The sequence below is a fragment of the Runella sp. MFBS21 genome, assembly GCF_029433105.1.
Lineage (GTDB): Bacteria > Bacteroidota > Bacteroidia > Cytophagales > Spirosomataceae > Runella.
In genome coordinates this window covers 1,051,647-1,074,553 of record NZ_JARNTW010000001.1, presented here as the reverse complement: position 1 = coordinate 1,074,553, position 22,907 = coordinate 1,051,647, and the positions used below count along the sequence as shown (strand labels likewise).

Below are 22,907 nucleotides of genomic sequence, written 5' to 3'. Positions count from 1 at the left end.
GTGAGTAGATTAATGTTGGCTTGGAATTAACTATTATAATCACATACTAAATGCCTATTTTAAAATAGTATAGAGCTAAAATCATTATTAGTTAATGAAACGGTATGTGGCTGAAATTACTAATTAAGCGCAAGTGATCATAAATTATCAGCTTTATTTTTTACCTTGCATCATCAGTTTTGACGCAATATTGCCGCCACTAGCTACTGGGTCATTGGATAGCCTAGCATAGATCGCAGTAGATACCTGACTTTTATGGTTTAATGCTTTGCCAATCAGGGGCAGGCTGGCACCCCTGATGGTCCTATAGCTGAAGGCTTACAAAAAGATGTTTTATGAAATATATTTTTGGAACTTCCATTTTACCCTTCTTTGTCAAAACTCCCTGAAGAATTAATAAAGGTGTATATCCGATACAGAGAATAGATGATGATTTCGGCAAACTATATAATCCGTTAGGACCAGATATAATGGCTAAAAAATCAGGGAATGATGTTTGAGCCACACGAGGAAACCGCTCAGACCCAAGTGAGAGCAGAACTAACTACGTTGCGATTACAAGTAAAAGCCAAGGATATCTATCAGAATCACATCGCTGTCGTCAGGAACTTTCGGTGGTTTGTGAGACATGCTCATGCTGTCGCTTTGCCACAAGAATGAGTTATCATTAAAAATAATCATATAAGTAAACTTTAAGTAGACAAAAGAACTTATTTTTAATAAGTTTGTGTTTGTAACTGTTGACTTTTATTAAAAATGATATTATAAGTAAACTATGAGTTTACAAAATAACATAAAAATACAGTACTTACTGAACAACTGGCCGAAAGGTCAGGTGGTCACCTCGGCTTGGCTTAATAGAATGGGCATATCACGACAGTTGACCCAACGTTACCAACAAAGCGGCTGGGTGGAAGCGCTGGGCGTAGGAGCCTACAAACGCCCCAAAGAACCCGTAGAATGGCAAGGCGGGGTAGCCAGTTTGCAACAGCAGCTTGCCTTGGAAGTACACGTGGGTGGTCCAACGGCCTTTTCGGTACGGGGAAGCTCTCATTATGTTCGTTTGGGTCAAGAAACCATTTTTTTGTTTACTACCCTCAATGAGAAACTCCCCAAATGGTTTACTGATTTTGATTGGGGTCATCCGATACACCATGTTAGAACCTCTATGCTTCCCACGGAGTTAGGTATTACAATGTACCCACATGAGGGTGTACAACTAAAAATCTCTGCTCCCGAAAGAGCCATCTTGGAATGCTTATACCTCAGTCCAAAAGCATTTGACCTACTGGAATGTTATCAACTCGTGGAGGGGCTACTCACATTGCGACCCCAGCTCATGCAACAACTTTTGGAAGCCTGCCACTCCGTGCGCGTAAAAAGATTGTTTTTGTACATGGCTGACAAAGCCAAATTGTCCGTGCTTTCCTATTTAGATAAAGAAAAAATCCAGCTTGGAACGGGCGACCGTACTATTGTACCCAAAGGGGTTTATAACGCTCAATACCAAATTAGCATTCCCAAAGAGTTAGCCGATTATGTTTGAAACCTACCGAAAGAAAGTCCAACTCCTTATCCAAGTAATTCCCTTCATCAAAGAAGTGGGTTGTTTTGCTTTACACGGAGGAACGGCAATTAATCTCTTTGTTCGAGACATGCCACGACTCTCCATCGACATCGACCTTACTTACGTTCCTGTCGAAGACCGAGAGACGTCTTTGCACAACATCAACGTAGCACTTGCCTCAATCAAACACCGACTGGAAAAGCTTATCTCAGGGGTACGTGTTCAACATAAACAGGATATTGGCAAGCTTTTAATTATGTTTCAGGGGTTGGACGTAAAGCTTGAGGTCAATTTAGTAGGTAGAGGCACTATTGAGGCTCCAAAAGAGCTGCCTTTATGTGCCAAAGCCCAGACCGATTTTGAAGCTTTTGTGTCGATTCCCGTGGTTCCGATGAGCCAACTTTACGGCGGGAAGATTTGTGCAGCCCTGGACCGACAACATCCGCGTGACCTCTTTGATGTAAAATACCTGTTGGATAATGAAGGTTTTTCCGATGAGATACGCACGGGCTTTCTGTATTGTTTGTTGGGGAGCGACCGACCCATTCACGAAGTAATTAAGCCCAATTTCCAAGACCAACGTTCCGCGTTGGCCACTCAATTTTCGGGCATGAGTGATGAAGAATTTACCTACGAAGACTACGAGGCAGTAAGAGAACGCCTGGTTGAAGTGGTCAATCAACGGCTGACCGACCAAGACAAAGCATTTCTGTTGCGTTTTAAACAAGCCGATCCCGACTGGTCGATCTATGATTTTGAACGATTTCCTTCTATTCAGTGGAAACTCCGTAATCTGACCACACTTAAAAAGACCAACCCGCAAAAACATCGGCAGCAGTACGAGTTGTTGAAGGAAAAACTGGGTTGATAACAACTTTGGGGTACTTTAGAGTCGTTTCCTGCCAGCTTTAGTTGCATACAAAATAGGCAGATGATAAACTATATTAAACGGGCATTAACCGTCTTTGGGGGCATGATTGGGGGCATCCCACCGCAATATCCGTTACAATCCTAATCAATTCAAGTACTTCAGGGGGAAATAGCGATGCGACATCCGGCACCATTCTTTTTTTTACTGACATTATTTCTCATTACCACCGCGAAAATTATTCAATTTTCGCAGTACGTTAAAGCTATCCTTGGTTTATCCCTTTATGCCTGTCATAGACCCACAGTAACCAAAAGTGGGGGCATGATTGGGGGCATGAAATGGCTGGTAGTTACCGCAATTTTCAGCAACAGAAATCAAGAGGTATCGTAATGCCTTTAACAAATAGGGCCTGTCAGGCCGCCAAACCCAAAATCAAATCCTATAAAATGGCCGACGGGGAAGGACTGTATTTGGAAGTCACCCCAGCGGGCACCAAACTCTGGCGGCTCAAGTACCGGCTTCATGGCAAAGAAAAACGGATTTCCATGGGAGCCTACCCGACGGTCTCCATTGTGGATGCCCGCAAGGCCAAAGAAGAGATAAAAAAGGAAATAAGTTTTGGGGTGGATCCCGTCTTAAAACGTTGGCAGACCGCTCAAACGAATGCTTTGCGGCAACAACTGGATTTTAAATCCATGTCCATGGAATGGTACGATAAGCAAGTTCCTTTGTGGAAACCCAAGCACGCCGCAATCATCAAACACCGTTTTGAGAAATATATATTCCCTTCTTTAGGTGAGTTTCCGCTGGCGGAAATCAAACCTTTGCTGATGCTGAGCTGCCTTCAAAAAATGGAAAAGACCGCCCCTGATCTTACCCGTAGGATGAAGGCCATGTGTAGTCATGTATTCAAATACGCCATTGCTACGGGTCGGGCCGAGAATGACCCTACTTATGGTTTAGAAGCGGCTTTGAAGAAATTCAAAAGTGGACATTATGCCGCCATTTCGGTGGATGAATTTCCTGAATTTCTGAGCTGTCTCACTCATTACCAACCTCATGTGCATCGTCAAACTTTTCTGGCCCTGAGGCTGTTGCTTTTAACGTTTGTTCGCACCTGCGAATTGGTGGAAGCCCAGTGGGAAGAAATCCATTTTGAGAAAGCGATGTGGGTGATTCCCGCCGAGCGCATGAAGATGAATTTACCTCATATGATTCCGTTGTCGCGGCAGGCGCTGGCGATTTTTAGGGAGCTGAAAGAAATGAATGGGGAGCGGGAATTTATCTTTCCGGGTTATTATCACCCCAGAAAGCCAATGAGCAAAAACACGATGCTAGTGGCCATCAAACGTATGGGCTACAGCGGCAAAATGACCGGACACGGATTTCGCTCTTTGGCCTTAGGGATATTAAAAGAAAAATTGGGTTACGCACACGAGATTGCGGACAGGCAACTGGCCCACGTTCCCAAAAGCAGCGTCGACCGGGCTTATGATCGAGCCTTGTTTTTACCCCAACGCATCAAAATGATGCAGGAATACGCGGATTACATTGACCAAGTCGAATCAAAAAGAGGGAATGAGGATTAAGCTTGGAAAATGCGATGATTCTTTAGATTTTCAAATCAGCAATAGATCAGGTGACATACCTCATTGACAGAAGAATTGGTAAATCATAAATGGCGTTTAATTGTGATTAATCAACTCCAGATTGAGTTGACACTGCTGTTTGAAAACCCTTAGGTATGCCAGACAGCCTTGTAGGAGGTTGTTGTTTGGAACTGTTTTTCGACCAAAGGAAAAAGCTCAATGTCGCCGAAACACCTTCCCCCCGATCCGCTCTTGGACCGCAAAAGTGCCGCCCGCTACTTGGGTTTCTCCCCCGGTACCTTGGCGGTATGGCAATGCAAAAAACGCTACAACCTCAAATGCATCAAAGTAGGCCGCTCGGTTCGCTACCGCCGCAGTGACCTCGACAAGTTTTTGGAAGAACGCCTTTTGGCCTGAGGTCTTTTCCCTCCTAGACTTCTCTTCCTTATTTTCTTCTCATTTATGGACAAGGATTGGCATGGACAAAACACAAGCCAAAGCCATCGGGCTGCCCGAGATTCTGCGGTTGTTGGGGGCCGAACCGGCTCGCATCCGTAACGGCAAAGCCTGGTATTCCTCCCCCCTCAGGCAAGAAAAGACCCCGAGTTTTATGGTCGATTTGCACACCAACCGCTGGTATGACTTCGGGGAAGCCAAGGGAGGAGACAGCATTGATTTGGTGCAATGTTACCTGCAATCCACCCACGAAGCCCATACTTTACCCGATGCCCTGCGGTGGCTAGGTAACATGACGGGTGGGGCTGCTGTACCCTTGTGGTCACCCCCCGAAAAAGCCCTTCCTGAAAGTGAATTGGTGCTTATTTCCAATCGGTCCCTGCAACACCGAGGATTGATGAATTACGTAGAAAAACGCGGGATTGCGCCACTGTTAGCGGCCAAACACCTGCGAGAATTACGGGTACGCAACCAAGCCACGGGCAAGTATTTTTTCAGCCTGGGGTTTGCCAACGAAGAAGGGGGCTACGAACTCCGCAACCCCTTCTTCAAGGGGTGTTTGCGTCCCAAATCCCTGAGTTTTGTGCGGGGAAAAGCCGCGAAAAGTATTCACTTCTTCGAAGGCTTTATGGATTACCTTTCGGCCCTCAGCCAAGCAGGCCAAAGCAGCTTTGGGCAAGATGTGATTGTGCTCAACTCCGTTTCCTGTTTGGGGCAGGCGTTGGCGTATGTACAAAACTATGGTTATCGCCGGGTCTACACGTGGCTGGACAACGACCCGGCGGGCGAGAAAGCCACCGCACGCTTAGCTGATTTTTGTAAGACCCAGCAAGGCTTGTTACACCAGCCCCTCAACCGTTTGTACTCACCCCACCCCGACGTGAATGCGTGGCACATGCACCAACGTGGCCTGCGGCTTTAGCACGAGGATTGTTGGCATGCAACAAAATTGGCTTTCCCAGTACTATCAAGTGAGTGAAGTGGAAATCGTGTACCGCAACAAAATCCCTTACCAAGACCGGATTCAGGTCAACCGGGCGGGGGTGGCCTACGAAATCCTGCGGCAGTGTTGGGACGAAAACCGTTGGGAGTTGGTGGAAGAATTCAAGATTTTGTTGCTGGACCGTCAAAATCACTGCTTGGGGATTTCACAAATTGCGACGGGAGGTAGTGCGGCTTGCGTGGTAGATGCCAAAATAGTGTTTGCCACGGCCTTGAAGGCCAACGCCTCTTCGCTGATTTTGGCCCACAATCACCCCTCGGGTCATTTGAAAGCCAGTCAAGCGGATTTGGAACTGACCCGAAAACTGTGTCAAGGCGGCAAACTGCTGGATTTACCGGTGTTGGATCATTTGATTGTCACCCCGGCCAATTACCTCTCGCTGGCCGACCAAGGGTTGATGCCGTGAAAGAGGTAGGAGCCAGTGAAATCGTGTCCACAATCGAGCTCACGCAACTTGATTACTCCGCATTGACGCAGCAAATCAGTTTGGCTTTGCCCACGGCGGCGCTCGCATGGGAACCGGCTTGGCATGAGCCGCATCCCGAGGATGACATCCTGAGTCCTTTGCGGTGGAATGACCAGCCTTACCAAGGTATCAATATGCTGAGATTGTGGGCAGCGGCCACCCAAGAGCAATATCCCTATCCACATTGGATGACTCACCAACGGGCGGTTTGTTTAGGAGGAGAGCTGAAAGACCAAGCCCAAGGGGTTCGGATTAGCTACGTCCAGACGCGTTCTGCTACCATGGGCGGTGACTATGCGGAGGGCTTGGCCTTTTACCGCAGTTACACGGTGTACAACGTGGCTGATCTGGCAGGTTTACCTGCTCGCTACTACGAGCTTCCAAAGAAAGTAGGGGGAAGCAATCCCGATGCTCGCCACGATACTTTGGAGGCTTTTTTTGTGGCCACGAAAGTGGAAATCGTGCGGGGAAATGAAGCGATGTACTTGGCCGAGTCCGACCAAGTGGTGTTGCCCGCTTTCGAGTGGTTTGAGAGTGCGGCGGCGTATTATGCCACGGCGGCACACGAATTAATCCACTGGAGTCGTCACCCTCGTCGTTTGAATCAAAGGGTAGGCGATGCCGAGGAAGAGGTCATTGCGGAGCTGGGAGCCTGTTTTTTGTTGGCGACGGTGGGTCTGGCTCCTTCGGCTCGCCAACTGAGTTACCTGCGACATTGGTTAGCTGCCTCAGAAACGCCCCTGGAATCGCTGGCCGGGGCCGCCGTTGAATCGGTGAGTTACTTGCAGACTTTCGAATGCCGTTGAGCGGGGAGCGAAAGGCCGTGGATCTGACCGTGACTTGGGTCAGCGCCGAGGGTGGGGAGTTACCGGAGTCCGCCCTGGGTGTCAACCCCTATTTTCGCCTCACACGCCCCACCCAAAATAGCAGTGGACACTGGGGGCGGAAGAACTCCGGTGTAAACCTCCCCAAGCACTCACCCAAGGAGCACGTTAATGAAATCCACGACCCCCGAGCAAAAAAGTGACATTTACCAGCGCGTAACGGCCAAGTTATTGGCGGATTTGGAAAAAGGCCAGCTGACGTGGCGCAAGCCCTGGAACAGTGAACACCTAGCGGGAAAGGTGCGGCGTCCATTGCGTTGGAACCAAGTTCCTTACAGCGGCATCAACACCTTGGTGTTGTGGGCCACGGCGGCCGACAAAGGCTACCAGTCTCCCTACTGGATGACCTTTCACCAAGCCTTAGAACTAAAGGCCAACGTTCGCAAAGGCGAGAAGGGTGAACAGGTGGTCTATGCCGATAAAATGGTGCGGGAAGAACAGACACCCGAGGGTGAAACCGACTTGCGTCAGATTCCTTTTTTGAAAACTTACACGGTATTCAACGCGGATCAAATCGAAGGTTTACCGGCTTCTTACTATCCCGTGGCTGAAACGCAAACTACCCCTTCAATGGAGCGGGATGCAAAGTTGGAGACATTTTTTAGCCAAACGAAAGCGGAGATTGTGCGGGGTAAATCGGCGGCGTATTATTCGCTGAGTGACCGGATTGAGATGCCTCCATTGGAGCGTTTTGAAACAATCCAAGACTATTATGCAGTGTTATCGCACGAGCTTTGTCACTGGACCAAACACCCCACGCGTTTGAATCGTGATTTGGGTCGCAAGCGTTATGGCGATGAAGGGTACGCCAAGGAAGAACTAGTGGCCGAACTCGGAGCCTGCTTTTTAGGCGCAGATCTTGGTTTTGAACCGATGCCGGAGCTACAGCATGCGGCTTACCTTCAATCGTGGTTAGAGGTGCTCAGAGATGACAAGCGTTTTATTTTCACGGCGGCATCTCATGCTCAGAAAGCCGTGGAGTATCTGCATGGGTTACAGGGGCCGTGAGGAGGCGGGAGCTGCTTATTTCATCTCAGATATTTTTCAATGCCTCCTTTGTTGAGGTGTTGATGAATAGTCAGCCTAACCTCAAAAACCAGCTGGCGCTTATCCCTGCTTTTTACAAAGTAAAAAGCATCTCTGACTTCGTGTTACTTCGGGGAGCTATCTGGTTCTTTTTGGGCCTGTTTTGCTTCCATCATCTACCACACAAAAAAGGAGAATTGATGATGACAACTGAAAATCAACCAACGAAAAAATCACCTACGCATACGGCTTACTACCTGAAAGCCAAAGAAGGGAGTGAAAAACAAGATTGGATGATTACTGGGGTGGCTTGGGAACATGGCGATAAAGACGGATTTAATCTGTCGCTGGCCGTTTTGGGACAACCTGTCTCGCTGGTAGTTCGTAAGAACAAACCGAAAAAAATGTAAGCTGCAACTGGGCCGAGGATAGCCTCGGCCCAGTTTTTTTTAAGGCCAATTACTGAAGTTCCACCCATAATTAAGTGATGGTCGCTCGCGGCATGAATTTCTTCTTTCAATTCGGGATACACCGTCCCGCGTTTAAGCGATTTACCAGGCCACGCTCCTTTACGAAATAATCCACAAGCGGTAAGGCCTCTACATAACGCAAAGCTACCCCTATTACTAATCATCTTTATTTCAATATGTTCGCCAAGTTTAAATGTGAATAGCCTCCAATCGGGCGAGAGATACGAATTGAGGACTATTTAAAAAATCATTAGGGTCTGTTTTGTTGTAATTAAAAAATGTCTGAGCGTGTTTTTGAACCTTAGCAATTCAAAAAAGTAAGCCGTCGGCTGGAGTAATTTGGAAGCGATTCCCCAAGTTTATTCTGGGATTTATGGCAGCTTCCTTGTTATTCTCGTTTGTGCTCAATGCAGAAACGATTGACGGGGTGAAAGGGAGTCTGAAAAGTTTACAGGGGTTATGGTTTGCGCTTGCTTTTATCAGTATCGGTTTAGAAACCCGTCTTGCAGATCTGCTGAAAGCAGATAATCGCCGACCTTTATATGCCTTTTTAATCGCTCAGGCATTTAATATTTTCGTTACACTGGTGATAGCTTACGTACTGTTCAACTGATCCGCCGTCAAAGCAACTTACAACACTGATTCTTAATTTAATAAACCAATGACAATAACCACTCAGCTCCATGCCGTAATGGATGTACTTAATCTGGCAGAAAGATTAAAATTTGAACTTCGTCACAGTTATCCAAAAAAGCTATTTTGGCAAGTAAAACACTAGATTTAAAGATTTCTTCTTAGTAAAACTCCATATTAGGCGAATCATACAGCAGAGCACCTTTGTTTTATAAAGGAATCGTTCATTGGATAATTTTTTTTGAAATTTTTTGGCGTTTTTATTGTATTTTTTTAATTTTCCAGAGTCGAATCAAGTGAATTTGTTTACTATTAGGCTCATTCGCTTGTTGATTGTATGTATTTTTAGTGGTAACTCTTTAATATATACGTTATATCTTGTAATATTTACTATTTGATATGGCTTTGTGCATGGTGCGGATAAAATAGAGATTTTACAAGGCATAGTTCTAAAAAACGAGGCTTTTTCCAGTTAAGGTAAGTTGTTTTAGATAATTTAGTCCTATTTGCGGTTATATATATTGCAATCTATTGTATTTTGCCCTTATTTGGTATCCATACAATAAAGTCATTTTGTATTAACAATTATTAAACTAATATTTGAAACAAAAACGTATTTCATACGAATAGCTTACTTTTATTTAACAAACAAATCTTTACAAATCATGCATAAGTTAGATAAAGTCAAGGTAAAAATTGAAAACATTGAGCCACTTATTCAAGCTATCAAAAATAAAAAAGCGGCAGTGTATGTAGGAGCAGGAGTTTCTATTAGTGCAGGATATGACGACTGGAAAACGTTTTTGGAAAAAATTCTAAAAGATTATGAAAAAAAATACCCTAACGCTGAATTCAAAATAGCAAAAAAAATAATAAAAAGTGGAGATTTGATTTTAGCTGCAGAGTTGATAAATATTGAGACCAATAAAGAACTATCAAAATCAATAAAGGATATATTTCAAAGAAAGGAGCCATCTTCATTACATAAAGAGCTGATTAAAATACCTTTTACTTTTGCAATAACTTCAAATTTTGATGATTTATTAGAAAAAGCATACAGTAACCCTGGATCTTACGTAAAAGTATTTAATTGGTCAGAAATAAGTGATTTTTTTGCTCATGTCAAAAATGGTGACTTTGGAATTTTAAAAATACATGGTGATAGCTCCATTAAATCATCACACATAATAGATAAAGAAAATTATAAAAATTCTATTCGCAATCAAAGTCTTAATTCGCAATTGTTAAATTTCCTAGCTCTGAATACTTTTCTATTCATAGGAAGCTCTTTGAGAGATCCTGATCTTTTAAACGTTTTGGAAGAAGGTCGTTTGATTTATGGAAAAGATTTTGGGCCACATTATGCTATTTTACTTGATATTGAACTTGATGAATCTTTTAAAAAATATTTAGATACTTTTTTAGGTATTAGAGTTATTGAGATACAAACAGATAAAGACAGGACTGAAGTAACAACCCAAAATATTATCTCTTTTTTAAGACATTTATCTGGAAATGTATCAAGTATAAGTTATAGTAACGAAGAAGTATCTTCTATGAACGCCGATGTTTTTATTTTTAACAAATTGGTTAAACAACGTTTAGTAGAATTACGAAAAGCATTAGCAGCAGATAAAACATCGGTAATCTTCATTGATAGTAGAGAGTTGCCAGGGCTTGAATACTTATTTGTAGATGGGGAAAAATCTTTAATAGGAGTTAAGTTTGCTACTTATAAACCAAAAGAGCTACGCACTATGATTAAAGACTTTTACTCAATAGGGTATGGCAAGCAGCAAACAGTTTATTTGCCTAATACCAAGAATATGGATGACATTTATAGGTCTTCAGAACAAAACGAAATGGAAAAAGTGAAAAATGAAACTCTTGAAGAAATTTTTAAAGAAAAATATGATGATGAAAAAAGTGTCTTAATTACCCATCTTTTTTCAGATGGAAATTGCATTGGAATTTTGTTAGCAGAATCCAATGTTACAGATGCTTTTACAGAAGGTCATTTAAATACATTTAGGGATGTTTCATTATTATTGTCGGCTTTATTTAGAAAATTTGAACTTCGACTTAATAGTCTTACTGAAGTTAACTTTGAATACAATACTCAGCGTTTTCAAGAGTTGTTAGATACATCCTTTCAACTTTCCGAATTTGAACTATCATATTTGTTTTATAAAATAGACAATCGTACAGGGCGACTAGTTCCATATTTTGATAAACGTAAAGTGCCAAGTAAACAAAAGAAAGAGTTTTTTTATGAATTTGGCGATCTAAGTTTGGCAACACATATTCTGCATTCAAATGAAGAAATCTATTTTGATGATGTCAAAGATGGAGTTAAAAAGGGACGAATTGCAGAGCTCGGAGTTGATAATTTCAATATTGAAGGGTCTATATATGGTACTCCTGTACGTGTAGGTAAATATACGTCATTTATTTTGATAGCATGGTCTAGGAAGAAAATGCCATTTAAAAAAGCTCGAATATCTATTTCAAAAATGGCCCATCTTATATCAAACTCGAACTATGACCCCAACTATGAGATTGTATTTGAAAACGCAGAAAAGTTTATTGATAATATTAATAATAAGTTGAAGTATGAAAATTTGACTAATTGGAATTTTTTAAAAAAAATGCATTCTCAAAAAATAGAAGAAAAATTGACCAAAGAAGATGCATTAATTAAAATAGATTCACTATTGAAGTTCTTCTTACAAGGATTAACTGAATTACATTGCAATTTAGGACGCGTAAGGTTATGGATTCGGGATGGAGATAAAGAACAGTTTAAATGTTATTACTCTTATTCAAAAGAAAACAATGTAGAAAATGAGTTTAAAGATGAAACTACACCTTCTAAAGAAATTTATTGTCAATATACTGAGAGGCGTTTCAGAGTTAATCCATATGCTATTCATCAGCACAGAACTATGCTTGGTCAAGAAGACCCCAATACGGAAAAGCTAAAAAAAGACGTAGATGGCAAATGGATTGTAGGACCAATTGTTAAGAGAAATAATGATGGAGTTCCTTATCATCTTTTGGGCTATATATCTGCTGATAACCATTACATAATTGACGGAAAGCCAAAAGAAAAGCGTTGCACTGAGAAACAAGATTATTTTCAACGTTATGCAGTGGATTTAGTAGCAGGAATGCTTGAACCTCTTGTACTTCAAATTTTGTTTTTAGAGAAGAAAAAAGATAATTAGTATACTTTGTACTAATCACAGGGGTTTCTTATAAAAATGGTCAAGTAGTTAGTTAGTACTACTTTTGTGGTTGCAACACTACAAAATCATGACTACTACTACTTGCCCTGTTAAAAATAGTTCTTTTTTTCAACTTCTTGAGCAAACACCCGACTTGGATAGCTATTGAATCATCTAGTAAATAAATTTTTGCGGACAGATGCTGGAAAATAACGGAGATTGAGAAAACAGGAAATCTATGAAATTAAGATTTCTCCACCACTTCCACCTCAATCTCGGTGACGATGGGCACTCCCGTATCCTGATTCTGTGTCGTAAGGTAACGTGCTTCGGTGAGTTCTACTTGTGAAAGTAAATGGTCTAATAACCCTAAAAACATAGGTTCTAATTCGTAGCCTTTTAACCTCACCGTGTAGTCGCTGAAGTAGAGCGTAATCTCGTTTTGTTCTCCGCCAGTCGTAAATTCCCCCGCTACCAAGTAAGCGTAATTCAAAAAAAAGCATTTGCCCTCGGGCCACCTCAAACATAGGTTCAGTGGACGAGCCAAAGAATACTCATTGGTGGGAGCAAGCATTTGCTTTTCATTGGAATTCTCTGCTGGGTTGCTTTCTTTCATCTGGTCAAAACGCAGCTTAAAGTTCGGGTTCATAGAATCGGTCTTTGGATTTGTGAGGCGAGGGTTTGTCTTTTGCTTGCCCCTTGTTTTTAGTAATGGTAGGTAATTGAGTACGCTGATTTCTCAACTGTTGTTCCGCCAGCTCGTGCGTGCGGTTCTTTTTACGGACCAACTCCAGTGCCGAAGTTCGGTTCCCCAGCCGCTGAGCATATTGCATCAGTTCCTCTTTGTGATCGGTGTAAATATGCACCCCGTCGCGTCCTCTGGAAACCGACACGTAAAACTGCTTGGCGTCCGTGGCGGGAAAGGTCGCCGCTGGTTGAAAAATAAAGACCTCATCGACGGTTTTACCCTGCGAAGCATGCGAGGTAATGCAATAAGCATGAGCCAAATGTCCGTAGTCTTGCCCCAAACGGAATTTGGTTTTACTCAACCGGTTTTGTAAGACCAATTCCCCTTTTTTGCTCACCGACCTTACCTGTAACAATTCGCCATTGTTGAGCCGCTTCTTTTGTTGGTCAAAGCCGTTGCGCGTCAGCCGCACCCAATCTCCCTTGGAGAGGGGAAGCTGGCTTTGTTGGTAGAGTTCAAAATCTTTGCTGCGATCTAGCGGTAGTAAGATTGTCGCTTGGTTTTCGTCTTTGAGTCGAACGCCTTTCTCACTGCTGCTTTCGACCGTCCAGACACTGCCGCGTTTGAAACCCGGTCCATTTTGGTTGAATTGTACGTGCATGCCCTCTCTTAGGTTACGCCAATCGCTTTTTTGGGCCTCGGTCAAATTCAGGTTTGCCAAACGGGGAAGGGTGATTTCTTTTTTACCTAACTGCTTGGCGGCTCGCAGTTTTTGCCGAATGGCTTGGGTAAGCTCTTCCCCCTGCTGGTGAGTGGGTGAGACCACCAAAGCCGATTTACCTGCTTTGAGGGCAGCGGTATAATCCTGGACCAGTTGCTCGTGAGGGTTTAAGGCATCCACCTGATGAATAACCCCCATGGCATCCAATGTTGCAAACGCATGCTTGACTTCTCCCCGCGCCAAATCCTCCACCGCCGAACGGTAGTTTTCATTCCGCTGCCGGTAAATTTTACTGACCTCCGCCGATTGGATGCCGCCTACCGTGTTGAGAATCCGCAAGGCATCCCCGCGCACGACGGCGGCGTGTTGGCGGGTATCCCCGCCCAAAATCAAGCGGGCGTTCTTTTGGGAGGCTAGCTCCAGCAGGGCACTCATGTCTTGAGTGCCGAGCAGGCCGGCTTCATCCACCCACAGCAATTGTCCCGTGAGCTGGTTTTGCCTTTCTTTGTCCACCAGCAGTTTGGCCACCGTGTCGGCTTGGTCAAAGCCTTCGTCTTTCAATACCCCCCGCGAAGCTTGGGCGGTGGGAGCCACCACGGTTACTTTTTTACCCGCCGCTTCTAGGTGTTTGACGGCCTCTTGCATCAGGGTGGTTTTTCCCGACCCCGCCGCCCCGCGAATGATAGAAACGCGGTTGGTGGTCGTCAGCAGGTGACGGACGGCGTCGGCCTGTTGACCGCTGAGGCCTAGCGGGGGTGGCTGGGAGTAGAGGGGGCGAAGTTTTCCCTGCCCCTCCCTTGCGAGTTGCACCATGCGCTGCTCTTGAGCCAGCACCTCTCGGGTGGTGCACAGGGTTTGTCCGGCTTCTTGGACGTGAATCAGCCGCTGGTCCGCTTGGAAACAATCGGTAATCTGCGCCAAGGAAACCGACGCATGGCCAATGCCTTGGCGGTAGGCGGTTTCCAACAAACGACGGTCTGGCAGGACCGAGGCGCGTTCAAAACCATGTTGCAGGGCGTGATCCAAGCACTGCTGCGGGTCAAGTCCTTTGTCTTTGATAGGTCGTTTGTCCCCTGATGGGTAGCGAACTACCCGTGCCCCTTCCTCTTGTTCACGGGGGTCTAAGGAATGGATTTGACGTTTCCAGTCCGTTTTCAATTCAGTCATGGAAAGCCCTTTTTCTTTTTTAGATCGGGTCCGTGCCCCCAAGCCGTCGAGTTCCTTCGCATCGGTGATGCCTTTTTCCTGAGCCACGCGTCCAATCTCATCGGTGCGTTTGGAGAATAGGTCAATGACGCGCGGCGGTACGCCTTGCACTTCAAAGGATTTTTCCGTTCGTCGAATTTCGTAGCCCAAGTCGATCAAGCGGTCAGAGAGCCGTTTGTGAAAGCGGGCTTGGTAGTAGGGCATGTCGCGTTTGATGTCGCGGAACTGGGCGGCTTTATACGATTGTTCCTGGGCATCCCAAGTGGCATTAAAAACAAAACAGTGGGCGTGCAGGTGCGGGTCGGGGGCATGTCCTTCCACGGGTCGGGCGGTTTGGTGGATAAAGTCCGCCCAGACCAACTCTCCCGTGGGACGGTCATCGTAGGTATTGTTTTTACGCACCCTGGTTTTAGCGTCGGCTTCGATGTCGAGCATGGTCGCGTGTACACTCTGCCGAAAGGCCTCCAACAAGTGGTCGTCTTTTGAGAGGGCATGAAGAATGGAGACCGATTTGGGGCAGTGGAAGTTGATGTCGTAGCCCGTCGTGCGTTCGTCTTTGGTACGGGCCGTCAGCGGCTCACCCGTGAGGGGGTGGGTGTTCTCGCACAGGGCAAAGAAGGCCTGTTTGGTGGCCTTTCCGTTGACGCTCAACCGCTCGGCCAATTTTCCGTGAATGCGTCCCTGAAGCTCTTGGTCGTTGAGGTAGTAATCAGCCTTGGCGAGGGCTTGGGAAAAATAGGCTTTGGCGTGGGCGGCGCTGCTGCTTTGAATCATGCGGATCATGACGGCAAGGGTACAAGATTTTGGGGAGTATCGGGGGTGCTTTTGCGTTTGGTTAGCGCGGGTACATCACAAGTAAGCTGAGCAGTGCCCAAGCAGTGCAGAGGGAGTGAGACGGGTCGATTAAACTTTTTTCATCAGACATCTTCCCTAAGCACAGCTTAGGAGATTTTTAGTTGGTATTTTTACAGGGCTTCGACCGTATCATCGTCGATAAAAGTATCCACCAATTTACGTCTAGTATCGGGGTCGGCGGGCCGCCGTCCGTAGAAACTGACCCCTCGGGTTTCGCTACTGTCGCGGCCTTCCACGAAGGCGTTGACGAGTTCTTCGTTACAAATCATTTCGTCGATTTTGTCCATGACAAAGTGGTCTCCTTGTCGGTAGGCAGCCATGTAACTGAGCGCATAAAAAATACTTGCAATTAAAATAATCAAACCGATAGGCTGAGTCGCCGCCCACAACAGCAAACCAATCACGGCAGATACCCCAGGTTCAACCAAGGTTTCAACGGTTCTCAAATCCACCGGCGTATCACTGAGGGATAGGTTGCGAATTTCGGGACGGATTTGTCCCGTGGATAGGCTGAAACGTCCCAAGTCATACACCGATGGCAGCTGTTTAATCTCTTGGCGTCGTTGCAGGCACATGTAGATAAAAGCAGCCAGGTATAGGTACCAAGTAGTAAAGAAAGTGGCAAAGAGGAAAAAATCAGCGGCTCCTCGAAAACGGCTCAGTATTTCAAAATAAACAAAAGGGAACAGCGCCAAGACGGTGGCAATGAGCATTGCGGTAGAGAAGGAGAAATACCTTTCGCCCAAATTTTTGCGGGTAAATACTTCAATCATCAGGCGAGGCCATGAACAAAAGGCTAAAAATAACGTCAAGACCCCGTCTTGCAGCATACTGCTGCGTTTAAAAACGGTTCGGTAATACAGGTTCTTTTTCATGCGTTAGTAAAGGTTAAAATGAAAACAAAGAAGAAAAAGTCAGCGAGTGGGGGAAGGTTGGTAGTGCTGGTTAAAGAGCATTTTGGTGTGATTGAGTCCCCGAAGCAGCGCATCTCCCTGTCGGTGTAAATAACCTTCCACGCGAAAGTTATTCAGCGGTCCGCCCGTTCGGAGACGGACGAACTCTTCGGGCCGTACCATGCGTTCGAGCTTGAGCGATTTGGACTTGGTTTGTCCAAAGTTTTGGGAAACCGTCACGCTGTGGGACTCCTCCTCAAAGTAGGCCTCTCCGAAAAGCTCGGAGGCATATTTGTTGGTTTCGATGTCGGCGTTGGCGTGAAAGATTTTCGTGCCCAGCGTACCCAAAAAACTTTTGACCCGAAATTCGGCTTTTTGCCCACCCATGCAGGCGTAGTAGTTGGGCAAGTTCTGGGAAATATAGACCGTTGCAATGCGACTACTGCGGGCGGTGGCTTGGTAGTCGGCATCGTGTTCGTGCAGGAAGTTTTGGGCTTCATCGGCCCACAAAAACAAGGGACGGGCTTGGGGGTTGACCGGCCGTTTTTCCATGGCTCTTTGCCAAATGTACTTGAAGAGGATTTGGCAATCCCTGCCGACTTTGTGATAAACCTTGACGGGCAAGTTGAGCAGGATGATTTTGCCGTTCAGGCAGTCTTCGGGGGTGACGGTGGAGTCACCCCGACAAAAGAGCGAATAAACGGGTTCGCGCAGCAAACGAAACAGAAAGCCTGCAAAGGTAAAATCAATGATCGAACGGGTTTTCTCGGACAGATTAATAAAGCTGTCGAAGAAAAACTGGTCGAGAAATTTGAGCAAGCGGGCTTGGGGAAGGGCGTGGAGCAGTTCGGCTTCAAAAGCAGCTTCGTTTTGCAAAATGGTTTGTTGAGCCGCCGGCAACGCATTAAACCACGCATCCATGTTTTCGGTAACGCGCTTACGGGCGGCTTCAAACGCTTTTTGAAAGGCTTTGACTTCTCCCTCCTGAGGAGAATTTTGCAATTGTTCATGGCTTTTGGGAATGGTCTGCACGATGTCGTACATCTGTTGCACGGAGATATGCCCGTAGGCCAGTTGGCACAGGTCGATGACGTTAAAGATCAGCATGTCCAAGGCCGTTTCCCAGAAGGCATCGTCACTTTTACCGCTGTCCTTTTCCTCCCCCGCGCGGATGACGGTTTTGAGGACTTCGACAATGTTTTCGGTCAGCGCACTTTTGGCCTGCCGAGATTCGTATTGCAGGAAGTTAAAACGGTGGGGACCACCCGGTTCCAGAATGATCAGATCCCGCTCGCGTCCCGTCAGTTGGCAGTATTCTTGCCACGCCTGTTTTTCATCGGGTTTGACGGTCAAGACCAAGCCTCCGAAACCACTGGCCAAATACTTGAGGGCCAGCATGCGGCCCGAACCGGAGGTTTTGCCCGAACCAATCCCCCCGAAGATTTGGACGCCTTCGACGGCGTGGCGAATGGTCCAATATCCCCGTTCGGTTTGAGAGGCTAACTCAATCAAGGGCTGATCTAAATCGAAGGCTGGCATCGTTGGTAAGGGGCATAAAATGGCTATTCAAAACTATGCTTTTGAGCCTGTTTACCAAGGATTGAGTAAAAAAAGGGGTGAATTAGTTATCAAGTGGTCGAAAGGGGCCTAGAAGAGGGGACGCATCGGCGGCAGCTTTTCCTTGACCGAGTAATATTTCGCGGTAACGAATGATCGTCAGGGCTTTAAAGTCCACGGCGGTGCGTGCTTCGGGCAGCCGAATGGTGTCCCTGGTCATCAGGTCGAACAACCACAATTCGGCCATCAGGGAATGTTCCAACAGCGGTTCATAGCCCAAAAAACGGGTCAAACGGTCTTTGGCTTGGGAGCCATATATTCCGAACATTTTTTGATAACTTTGTTGAAAGTGCGGGGCTGGTTCGGCAGAAGAGTAATGAACCATGTCAGCATTGCGGATGAGTTTGATGTGTTCTTCGGCCTCATGCTTGAAGGCATTCTGAGACAGCGTTCCCTGATGATAGCTTTGCAGCAGTGCCCGCAGGTAAGGCGCGTAGGGCAGACTTACGGAAGGGTGAGGCACATAGCCCAAGCGCTGTTCGATGAGTTGGTGGGTGGCGTCTTCTAAATGGGGCAGTAGGGTGGCGTTGAGGGCCAGGTCTTTCCAAGCCACGGCCTCGCTGATGGCTTCGGTGACGGCGGTTTGGTAGGCGTTCTCAAAGCGTTTTTCGTCGCCGCCAAAGACGTTTTCAATGGTCTGTTGTCGCCAATCCATAACATTCCCCCGGTAAAGTAAAAGATTCATTAGGTTAGCATAATTCCCCCGAAAATCAAGTCCTAAACCCCGAAAGTTATGAGCGGCAAAGATGATGACGACAAAGATAAAAAGCAGAAATCTGCCTTTCCAGAAGGTTATGAATACCTAGATGACCTGATGAAACAGGGCTTGGAACGTCGGCAAGAAATTGACAAACAACTCGAAGCCTTGTCGAAAGAGGCTTCCAAGCCCCCCAAACATAGCCTCAAGTATGCGCCTCCTGGTTTTGTCACAGGGCGGCCTGCGGGCAATAAAGACTTCACAATGGGGAAGTTGGAGGCGGAGAAAACCCAGATTGAAACCGGTATCAATGAACGAATTGAGCTGCAACTGCAGGTGATGGAGACCGATCCCGAAACGGCGAAACAGATACGTCAGACGGTGATGGATAAACTGCACCCCAATGTCTTTGAAGGCAAGGGCGAAAAAGAGTTGGAACGTTTGGGGAAGTCGGAAAAGGATATCAATACCTCCCAGGACTACATGCGAGCTCAGATGAAGAATTTTAGGGAAGGTCCCCCGAGAGATCCCAAATCTCCCGAAGAAATTAATAGGGATGCGGCCAAAACGGAAAAAGAACTGAATAACTCGCAGGAATTTATGCAGCGGCAAATAGCCGCCGTGAAAGAGCGCGGGGCGGAGAAAGCAGCGGAACAACCTCCAACGTCGGGGAAAGAAGAGGCCAGAGCGCAACCGACGATGTCGATGTCGGAGCGGTTTTCGCAGTCGCTGAGCTACACCAAAGCGTTGGAAAAATCGGCGGAGAAACCTAGTCCTACCAAAACCAAGGAAGATAAATCACCCGACAAAGATTAGTCAAGTTCGGGTTCAATGTCGCGGTCTTTGTTTTTGTCGGGCTGCGGTTCGGCTTTGGCGGGACGGTTGCCAGTGAGCCAGGCCGGGCGTTTATCTTTGGGCTGTTCGCTTAAAAACTGACGCTGTCCGTCCTGAAAACCGTTGGGTTCTTTGTCTTTCATCGCCGCAGTGAGCTGCCGGGCCAGTTCGGGCATGTACTTGGCGATGGTATAGCCTTCATTAAAACGTTTTTGGTACTCGGGCGGAACGGAGGTGTTTTGTTCTTCCATGATTAAAAGGTGTTACGGGCGTGTTGTTGTAAATAAGCCTCAATGGAATCGCGGTCGTAGAGGATGATTTTCTTTTGGGGTTGAGAAAAGCGTATTTTTCCTTCATCCCGCAGTTTTTGCAGGGTGGTTTTGGATTTGATATTGAGCAATTGCATGGCCTGTTCGTCCGAAATCCACTTTTCTTTCTCTTCGCCGTGAGTTTCTTTCAAACGGGCCACTACCTGCTCGATCAAGGTGTAGAAGGCGGCTTCTTCTAGGCAGATGACTTGCATGAAATAAAGCGAATTGGTTGTATAAGCAAAAAGTTATATGTGTTTGGCTCAAGAGCCCCATCTCATTCATACACAAAGTAATTATAATAATTTCGAATAGTTTTGTTATAACTATTTATTTTGACAAATTGCTAACTATGTGGTGCTGATTTTGAATAGCTAAATTTATAAATATATATAAATGATCAACGTAGATGATTTAATTAAAATTTACCAATCTTACGGATTTGAAAAGGAAGAGTTACCAAACAAAGATATTGTTGTATTCTCATATAAGCAAAGCCGTTACTTTGGTGTAGATATTGTTCCGTTAGCTCAGACTCAACAAATTTCAGAGCAAGTTATCCGATATAACGTACATCCCTCTCAAAGACGGAAAATGGACTTATTTGGCGGCATGGATGGACTTGTACACACGCAGAATTGTAGGGTGGCACCTGGATGTAAGTATGACGCAGGAACTGGTGACGATAGCACTGAAAAATGGAATAGATCGTCACAGACCGCCCTCAGAGCTTACGGTCCATTCTGACAGAGGTGGTCAGTATTTTGGAGCTAAATTCAAACAACTCGTTGACAAACACTTTTTTAAACAAAGTATGGCAGGCAAAAAATCTGTTTATGAAAATGCTTACGCGGAATCAATTTGGGCCACTATCAAGCGCGAAATGCTAGAAAAGGGGGCTTTTGATAGTTTGGAAGATGCTAAAACAGAGGTATTTGAGTATATTGAAGTCTATTATAATCGTAAGCGGAGACACTCATCTTTAGGTTACCAAAGTCCGGAGAAATTTGAAGAAATATTTAACCAAAATCTATTACTAAATCTGCAAAGTAAAGTGTCCGTCAAGTGAGGACCACTCCAAATATCCCTTTCACGAAGAGCCGGGGTATTTCTTTTCAGGATTGGGAATATAAATTTAGAGTCAGTATTCTGTTGTATGAAATGCCCCAATATTTTTTCAAGCGGTGGTGTAATCTTGATGTCGTAGGGTTTACTTGTTTTTCAGTGACGATAAGGTTTGAAGAACTATCTCGATTCGAATAATATCCATCTCATCCGCTTTCGTTTTTTGAATCTGGTTATTAAGCCTGGCCACTGAGCCTGTACCTTTGTAGGAATTTCTAATGAGGCGTTTTTTCTCATCTCAATCCTTTTGCTCAATGCTGATGCCAACAGGAATGGAGGTGGTTTTCTCATTATGCCCTAAACGCATAATGATCGGGCAAGTGCCGTCTTTCTTCCGTCGGTGCGTATCCAATGAAACGACGCCCCTATTCATAATTTGTTTGAAATAATAAAAATTGATGCATACACATATAATAAATCTGCAACTTCACCCTTAATCACCTCTATTGTTTAGAACAGCATCCAAAGCGTCATCGGCATCTTTGTGGATAAAATTGCTTTGATAACCAATGGTCGTCGTAACCGATGTATGACGATATAACTTCTGTAACAATTGAATAGGTATCTTGTCGCCTGAAATGTTACCAAAGGTATGACGCGCTATATGCATGGTTAGCGTCTTATGAATCCCTGCCAATTTAGCCACTTGGTGTAAATGATTATCTAATCGACGAATAGCATTTGCTATTTTCTTTTGCACTTCATACGTATCTTTTAAATTCTCTAACACTTGTAACTCAGGAAAAATCAAATCATGCCTTCCATTTTTAGGGTACTGGTTAAGAATAGTGCGTACCTTATCAGAAACTTTTAGCGAGCCTGTTTTTTCATTCTTCCCCATCTTATAATGCAGACGGTCGTTTTGAAAATCGGTCCATTTTAATCTCAAAACATCAGAGACTCGCATTCCAGCAAAATAGAAGGACAACAACCATAGATTCCTTGCATGTTCCAAGCGTGAGTTTTGGGACAAACCTACCTCTTCTAATAATTTCACTTCTTCAATATTCAATCCTATTTTTATTGAATCGGGCAATTTAATCTTGATTTTCCCTTTTCCAAACGGATAATGTTTTACTTCTACCAGCCCTTCGGCTATCCCTTGATTATAAATAGTTCGAATCGTGATAAGATGATTCATTATTGTTCGCTCTCCTACCTGACGAGTTCCTTTCAAGTAAGCTTTAAATCTTGTAATCAAAGGCACAGTAATGTCAGCAAAGGCAATATCCTTCCCTTTCAGAAACTCATGAAATCGATTAATTCTAGGTTGTTCAGTACTTACGCGATTGTACTTTCCTTGTTTGCGTAAGGTCTCCACAAATGTAGCAGCTTGGTCAAAAAACGACGCGCCGCTTTTTGATTTAACTTGTTTACGAACAATTTGAGAAGACACCTCTTTATGCTGTGAAGAGATTTCCAGCAACTTCTCATTAATCTCTGCTTTTTTTTGGAGAATAAGATTATTAATTCTTGCCGAATTAGGGTGAATTTTACGGACTTTCTGCCCTACAGCATCCCAGTCAGAGGTTTTTAAATGCTGACCTAAATAGATGTAAGAGGACTTCCGATCCACGGTTACGCGAATTGCCAAAGGAAACGTGCCGTCCTGATTAGTTTTTTTTCGCAAGACAGCTTTCAGAGAGGAGGCCATAAAATTATCAGGATAGAGTGAATTGATTTTAAAAAAAAATTGTTAGCCCATACTAACACTCAACTGTAATCTATTACAAAGATAAAAAAAAATTGGTACAACATAGGTACAACAAAT

General features: G+C 45.0%; 22 protein-coding genes and 1 pseudogene. 15 read left to right on the top strand and 8 right to left on the bottom strand.

Annotated elements, in window-relative coordinates:
• Window positions 1-489: 489 nt before the first annotated feature.
• The 12 genes from P1X15_RS04175 (at window position 490) to P1X15_RS04120 (ending at window position 12,192) form a co-directional block, all read left to right on the top strand.
• Complete coding sequence (locus P1X15_RS04175) at window positions 490-660, top strand: hypothetical protein (protein ID WP_277336871.1); 171 nt, start codon at window positions 490-492, stop codon at window positions 658-660.
• 115 nt (window positions 661-775) lie between these two features.
• A complete protein-coding gene (locus tag P1X15_RS04170; protein ID WP_277336870.1) occupies window positions 776-1,546 on the top strand; it encodes a type IV toxin-antitoxin system AbiEi family antitoxin in 771 nt (256 codons plus the stop codon).
• A complete protein-coding gene (locus P1X15_RS04165; RefSeq protein ID WP_277336869.1) occupies window positions 1,539-2,435 on the top strand; it encodes a nucleotidyl transferase AbiEii/AbiGii toxin family protein in 897 nt (298 codons plus the stop codon). The genes P1X15_RS04170 and P1X15_RS04165 overlap by 8 nt, the downstream gene beginning before the upstream one ends.
• Window positions 2,436-2,776: 341 nt before the next feature.
• The gene (locus P1X15_RS04160) at window positions 2,777-4,027 is read left to right on the top strand and encodes a phage integrase central domain-containing protein (RefSeq protein ID WP_277336868.1); all 1,251 of its coding nucleotides are present in this window, start codon (window positions 2,777-2,779) and stop codon (window positions 4,025-4,027) included.
• Window positions 4,028-4,246: 219 nt separating this feature from the next.
• On the top strand, window positions 4,247-4,444 hold the full coding sequence (locus P1X15_RS04155; RefSeq protein WP_277336867.1) for an AlpA family transcriptional regulator: 198 nt from the start codon (window positions 4,247-4,249) through the stop codon (window positions 4,442-4,444).
• A 193-nt stretch (window positions 4,445-4,637) separates the two neighbouring features.
• On the top strand, window positions 4,638-5,405 hold the full coding sequence (locus tag P1X15_RS04150; protein ID WP_277336866.1) for a toprim domain-containing protein: 768 nt from the start codon (window positions 4,638-4,640) through the stop codon (window positions 5,403-5,405).
• Between the two features lie 16 nt (window positions 5,406-5,421).
• Window positions 5,422-5,892 carry a JAB domain-containing protein gene (locus P1X15_RS04145; RefSeq protein WP_277336865.1) on the top strand — a complete coding sequence of 157 codons (471 nt, stop codon included), beginning with the start codon at window positions 5,422-5,424 and terminating at the stop codon, window positions 5,890-5,892.
• 23 nt (window positions 5,893-5,915) lie between these two features.
• Entirely contained in the window at window positions 5,916-6,758 is an 843-nt protein-coding gene (locus P1X15_RS04140) for a zincin-like metallopeptidase domain-containing protein (protein WP_277336864.1), read from the top strand.
• A gap of 189 nt (window positions 6,759-6,947) precedes the next feature.
• Window positions 6,948-7,844, top strand: coding sequence for an ArdC family protein (locus P1X15_RS04135; protein WP_277336863.1), 897 nt, complete (start codon window positions 6,948-6,950; stop codon window positions 7,842-7,844).
• Window positions 7,845-7,906: 62 nt separating this feature from the next.
• Entirely contained in the window at window positions 7,907-8,272 is a 366-nt protein-coding gene (locus tag P1X15_RS04130) for a hypothetical protein (protein ID WP_277336862.1), read from the top strand.
• Between the two features lie 367 nt (window positions 8,273-8,639).
• Window positions 8,640-8,945, top strand: a complete 306-nt coding sequence (locus P1X15_RS04125; RefSeq protein ID WP_310586007.1) for a putative sulfate exporter family transporter — start codon at window positions 8,640-8,642, stop codon at window positions 8,943-8,945.
• Between the two features lie 685 nt (window positions 8,946-9,630).
• Complete coding sequence (locus P1X15_RS04120) at window positions 9,631-12,192, top strand: SIR2 family protein (RefSeq protein WP_277336861.1); 2,562 nt, start codon at window positions 9,631-9,633, stop codon at window positions 12,190-12,192.
• 244 nt (window positions 12,193-12,436) lie between these two features.
• On the opposite strand, the gene P1X15_RS04115 is transcribed toward P1X15_RS04120, so the two are convergent.
• From P1X15_RS04115 to P1X15_RS04095, 5 genes are all read right to left on the bottom strand, one after another.
• The gene (locus P1X15_RS04115) at window positions 12,437-12,841 is read right to left on the bottom strand and encodes a hypothetical protein (protein WP_277336860.1); all 405 of its coding nucleotides are present in this window, start codon (window positions 12,839-12,841) and stop codon (window positions 12,437-12,439) included.
• A complete protein-coding gene (gene mobF / locus P1X15_RS04110) occupies window positions 12,825-15,590 on the bottom strand; it encodes a MobF family relaxase (RefSeq protein WP_277336859.1) in 2,766 nt (921 codons plus the stop codon). The genes P1X15_RS04115 and mobF overlap by 17 nt, the downstream gene beginning before the upstream one ends.
• A gap of 182 nt (window positions 15,591-15,772) precedes the next feature.
• Window positions 15,773-16,537, bottom strand: coding sequence for a hypothetical protein (locus P1X15_RS04105; protein ID WP_277336858.1), 765 nt, complete (start codon window positions 16,535-16,537; stop codon window positions 15,773-15,775).
• 39 nt (window positions 16,538-16,576) lie between these two features.
• The gene (locus tag P1X15_RS04100; RefSeq protein WP_277336857.1) at window positions 16,577-18,094 is read right to left on the bottom strand and encodes a type IV secretory system conjugative DNA transfer family protein; all 1,518 of its coding nucleotides are present in this window, start codon (window positions 18,092-18,094) and stop codon (window positions 16,577-16,579) included.
• A gap of 82 nt (window positions 18,095-18,176) precedes the next feature.
• Complete coding sequence (locus P1X15_RS04095) at window positions 18,177-18,857, bottom strand: hypothetical protein (protein WP_277336856.1); 681 nt, start codon at window positions 18,855-18,857, stop codon at window positions 18,177-18,179.
• Window positions 18,858-18,905: 48 nt separating this feature from the next.
• Here P1X15_RS04095 and P1X15_RS04090 point away from each other — a divergent pair, with 48 nt between their 5' ends.
• The gene (locus P1X15_RS04090) at window positions 18,906-19,685 is read left to right on the top strand and encodes a hypothetical protein (RefSeq protein WP_277336855.1); all 780 of its coding nucleotides are present in this window, start codon (window positions 18,906-18,908) and stop codon (window positions 19,683-19,685) included.
• On the opposite strand, the gene P1X15_RS04085 is transcribed toward P1X15_RS04090, so the two are convergent.
• Window positions 19,682-19,954: a hypothetical protein gene (locus P1X15_RS04085; protein ID WP_277336854.1), complete on the bottom strand. Its 273-nt coding sequence runs from the start codon at window positions 19,952-19,954 to the stop codon at window positions 19,682-19,684. The two genes, P1X15_RS04090 and P1X15_RS04085, sit on opposite strands and share 4 nt — an antisense overlap.
• Window positions 19,955-19,956: 2 nt before the next feature.
• On the bottom strand, window positions 19,957-20,226 hold the full coding sequence (locus P1X15_RS04080; RefSeq protein WP_277336853.1) for a helix-turn-helix domain-containing protein: 270 nt from the start codon (window positions 20,224-20,226) through the stop codon (window positions 19,957-19,959).
• A 181-nt stretch (window positions 20,227-20,407) separates the two neighbouring features.
• Between P1X15_RS04080 and P1X15_RS32555 the strand changes: the two are divergent.
• Window positions 20,408-20,566: pseudogene (locus P1X15_RS32555) on the top strand (hypothetical protein); the annotation flags it as partial.
• A gap of 10 nt (window positions 20,567-20,576) precedes the next feature.
• Complete coding sequence (locus tag P1X15_RS04075) at window positions 20,577-21,080, top strand: IS3 family transposase (RefSeq protein ID WP_277336899.1); 504 nt, start codon at window positions 20,577-20,579, stop codon at window positions 21,078-21,080.
• A 489-nt stretch (window positions 21,081-21,569) separates the two neighbouring features.
• Here the strand turns inward: P1X15_RS04075 and P1X15_RS04070 are convergent, their stop codons facing one another.
• Window positions 21,570-22,790 (bottom strand): site-specific integrase, encoded by a 1,221-nt coding sequence (locus P1X15_RS04070; protein WP_277336852.1) that lies wholly within the window; start codon window positions 22,788-22,790, stop codon window positions 21,570-21,572.
• Window positions 22,791-22,907 lie beyond the last annotated feature (117 nt).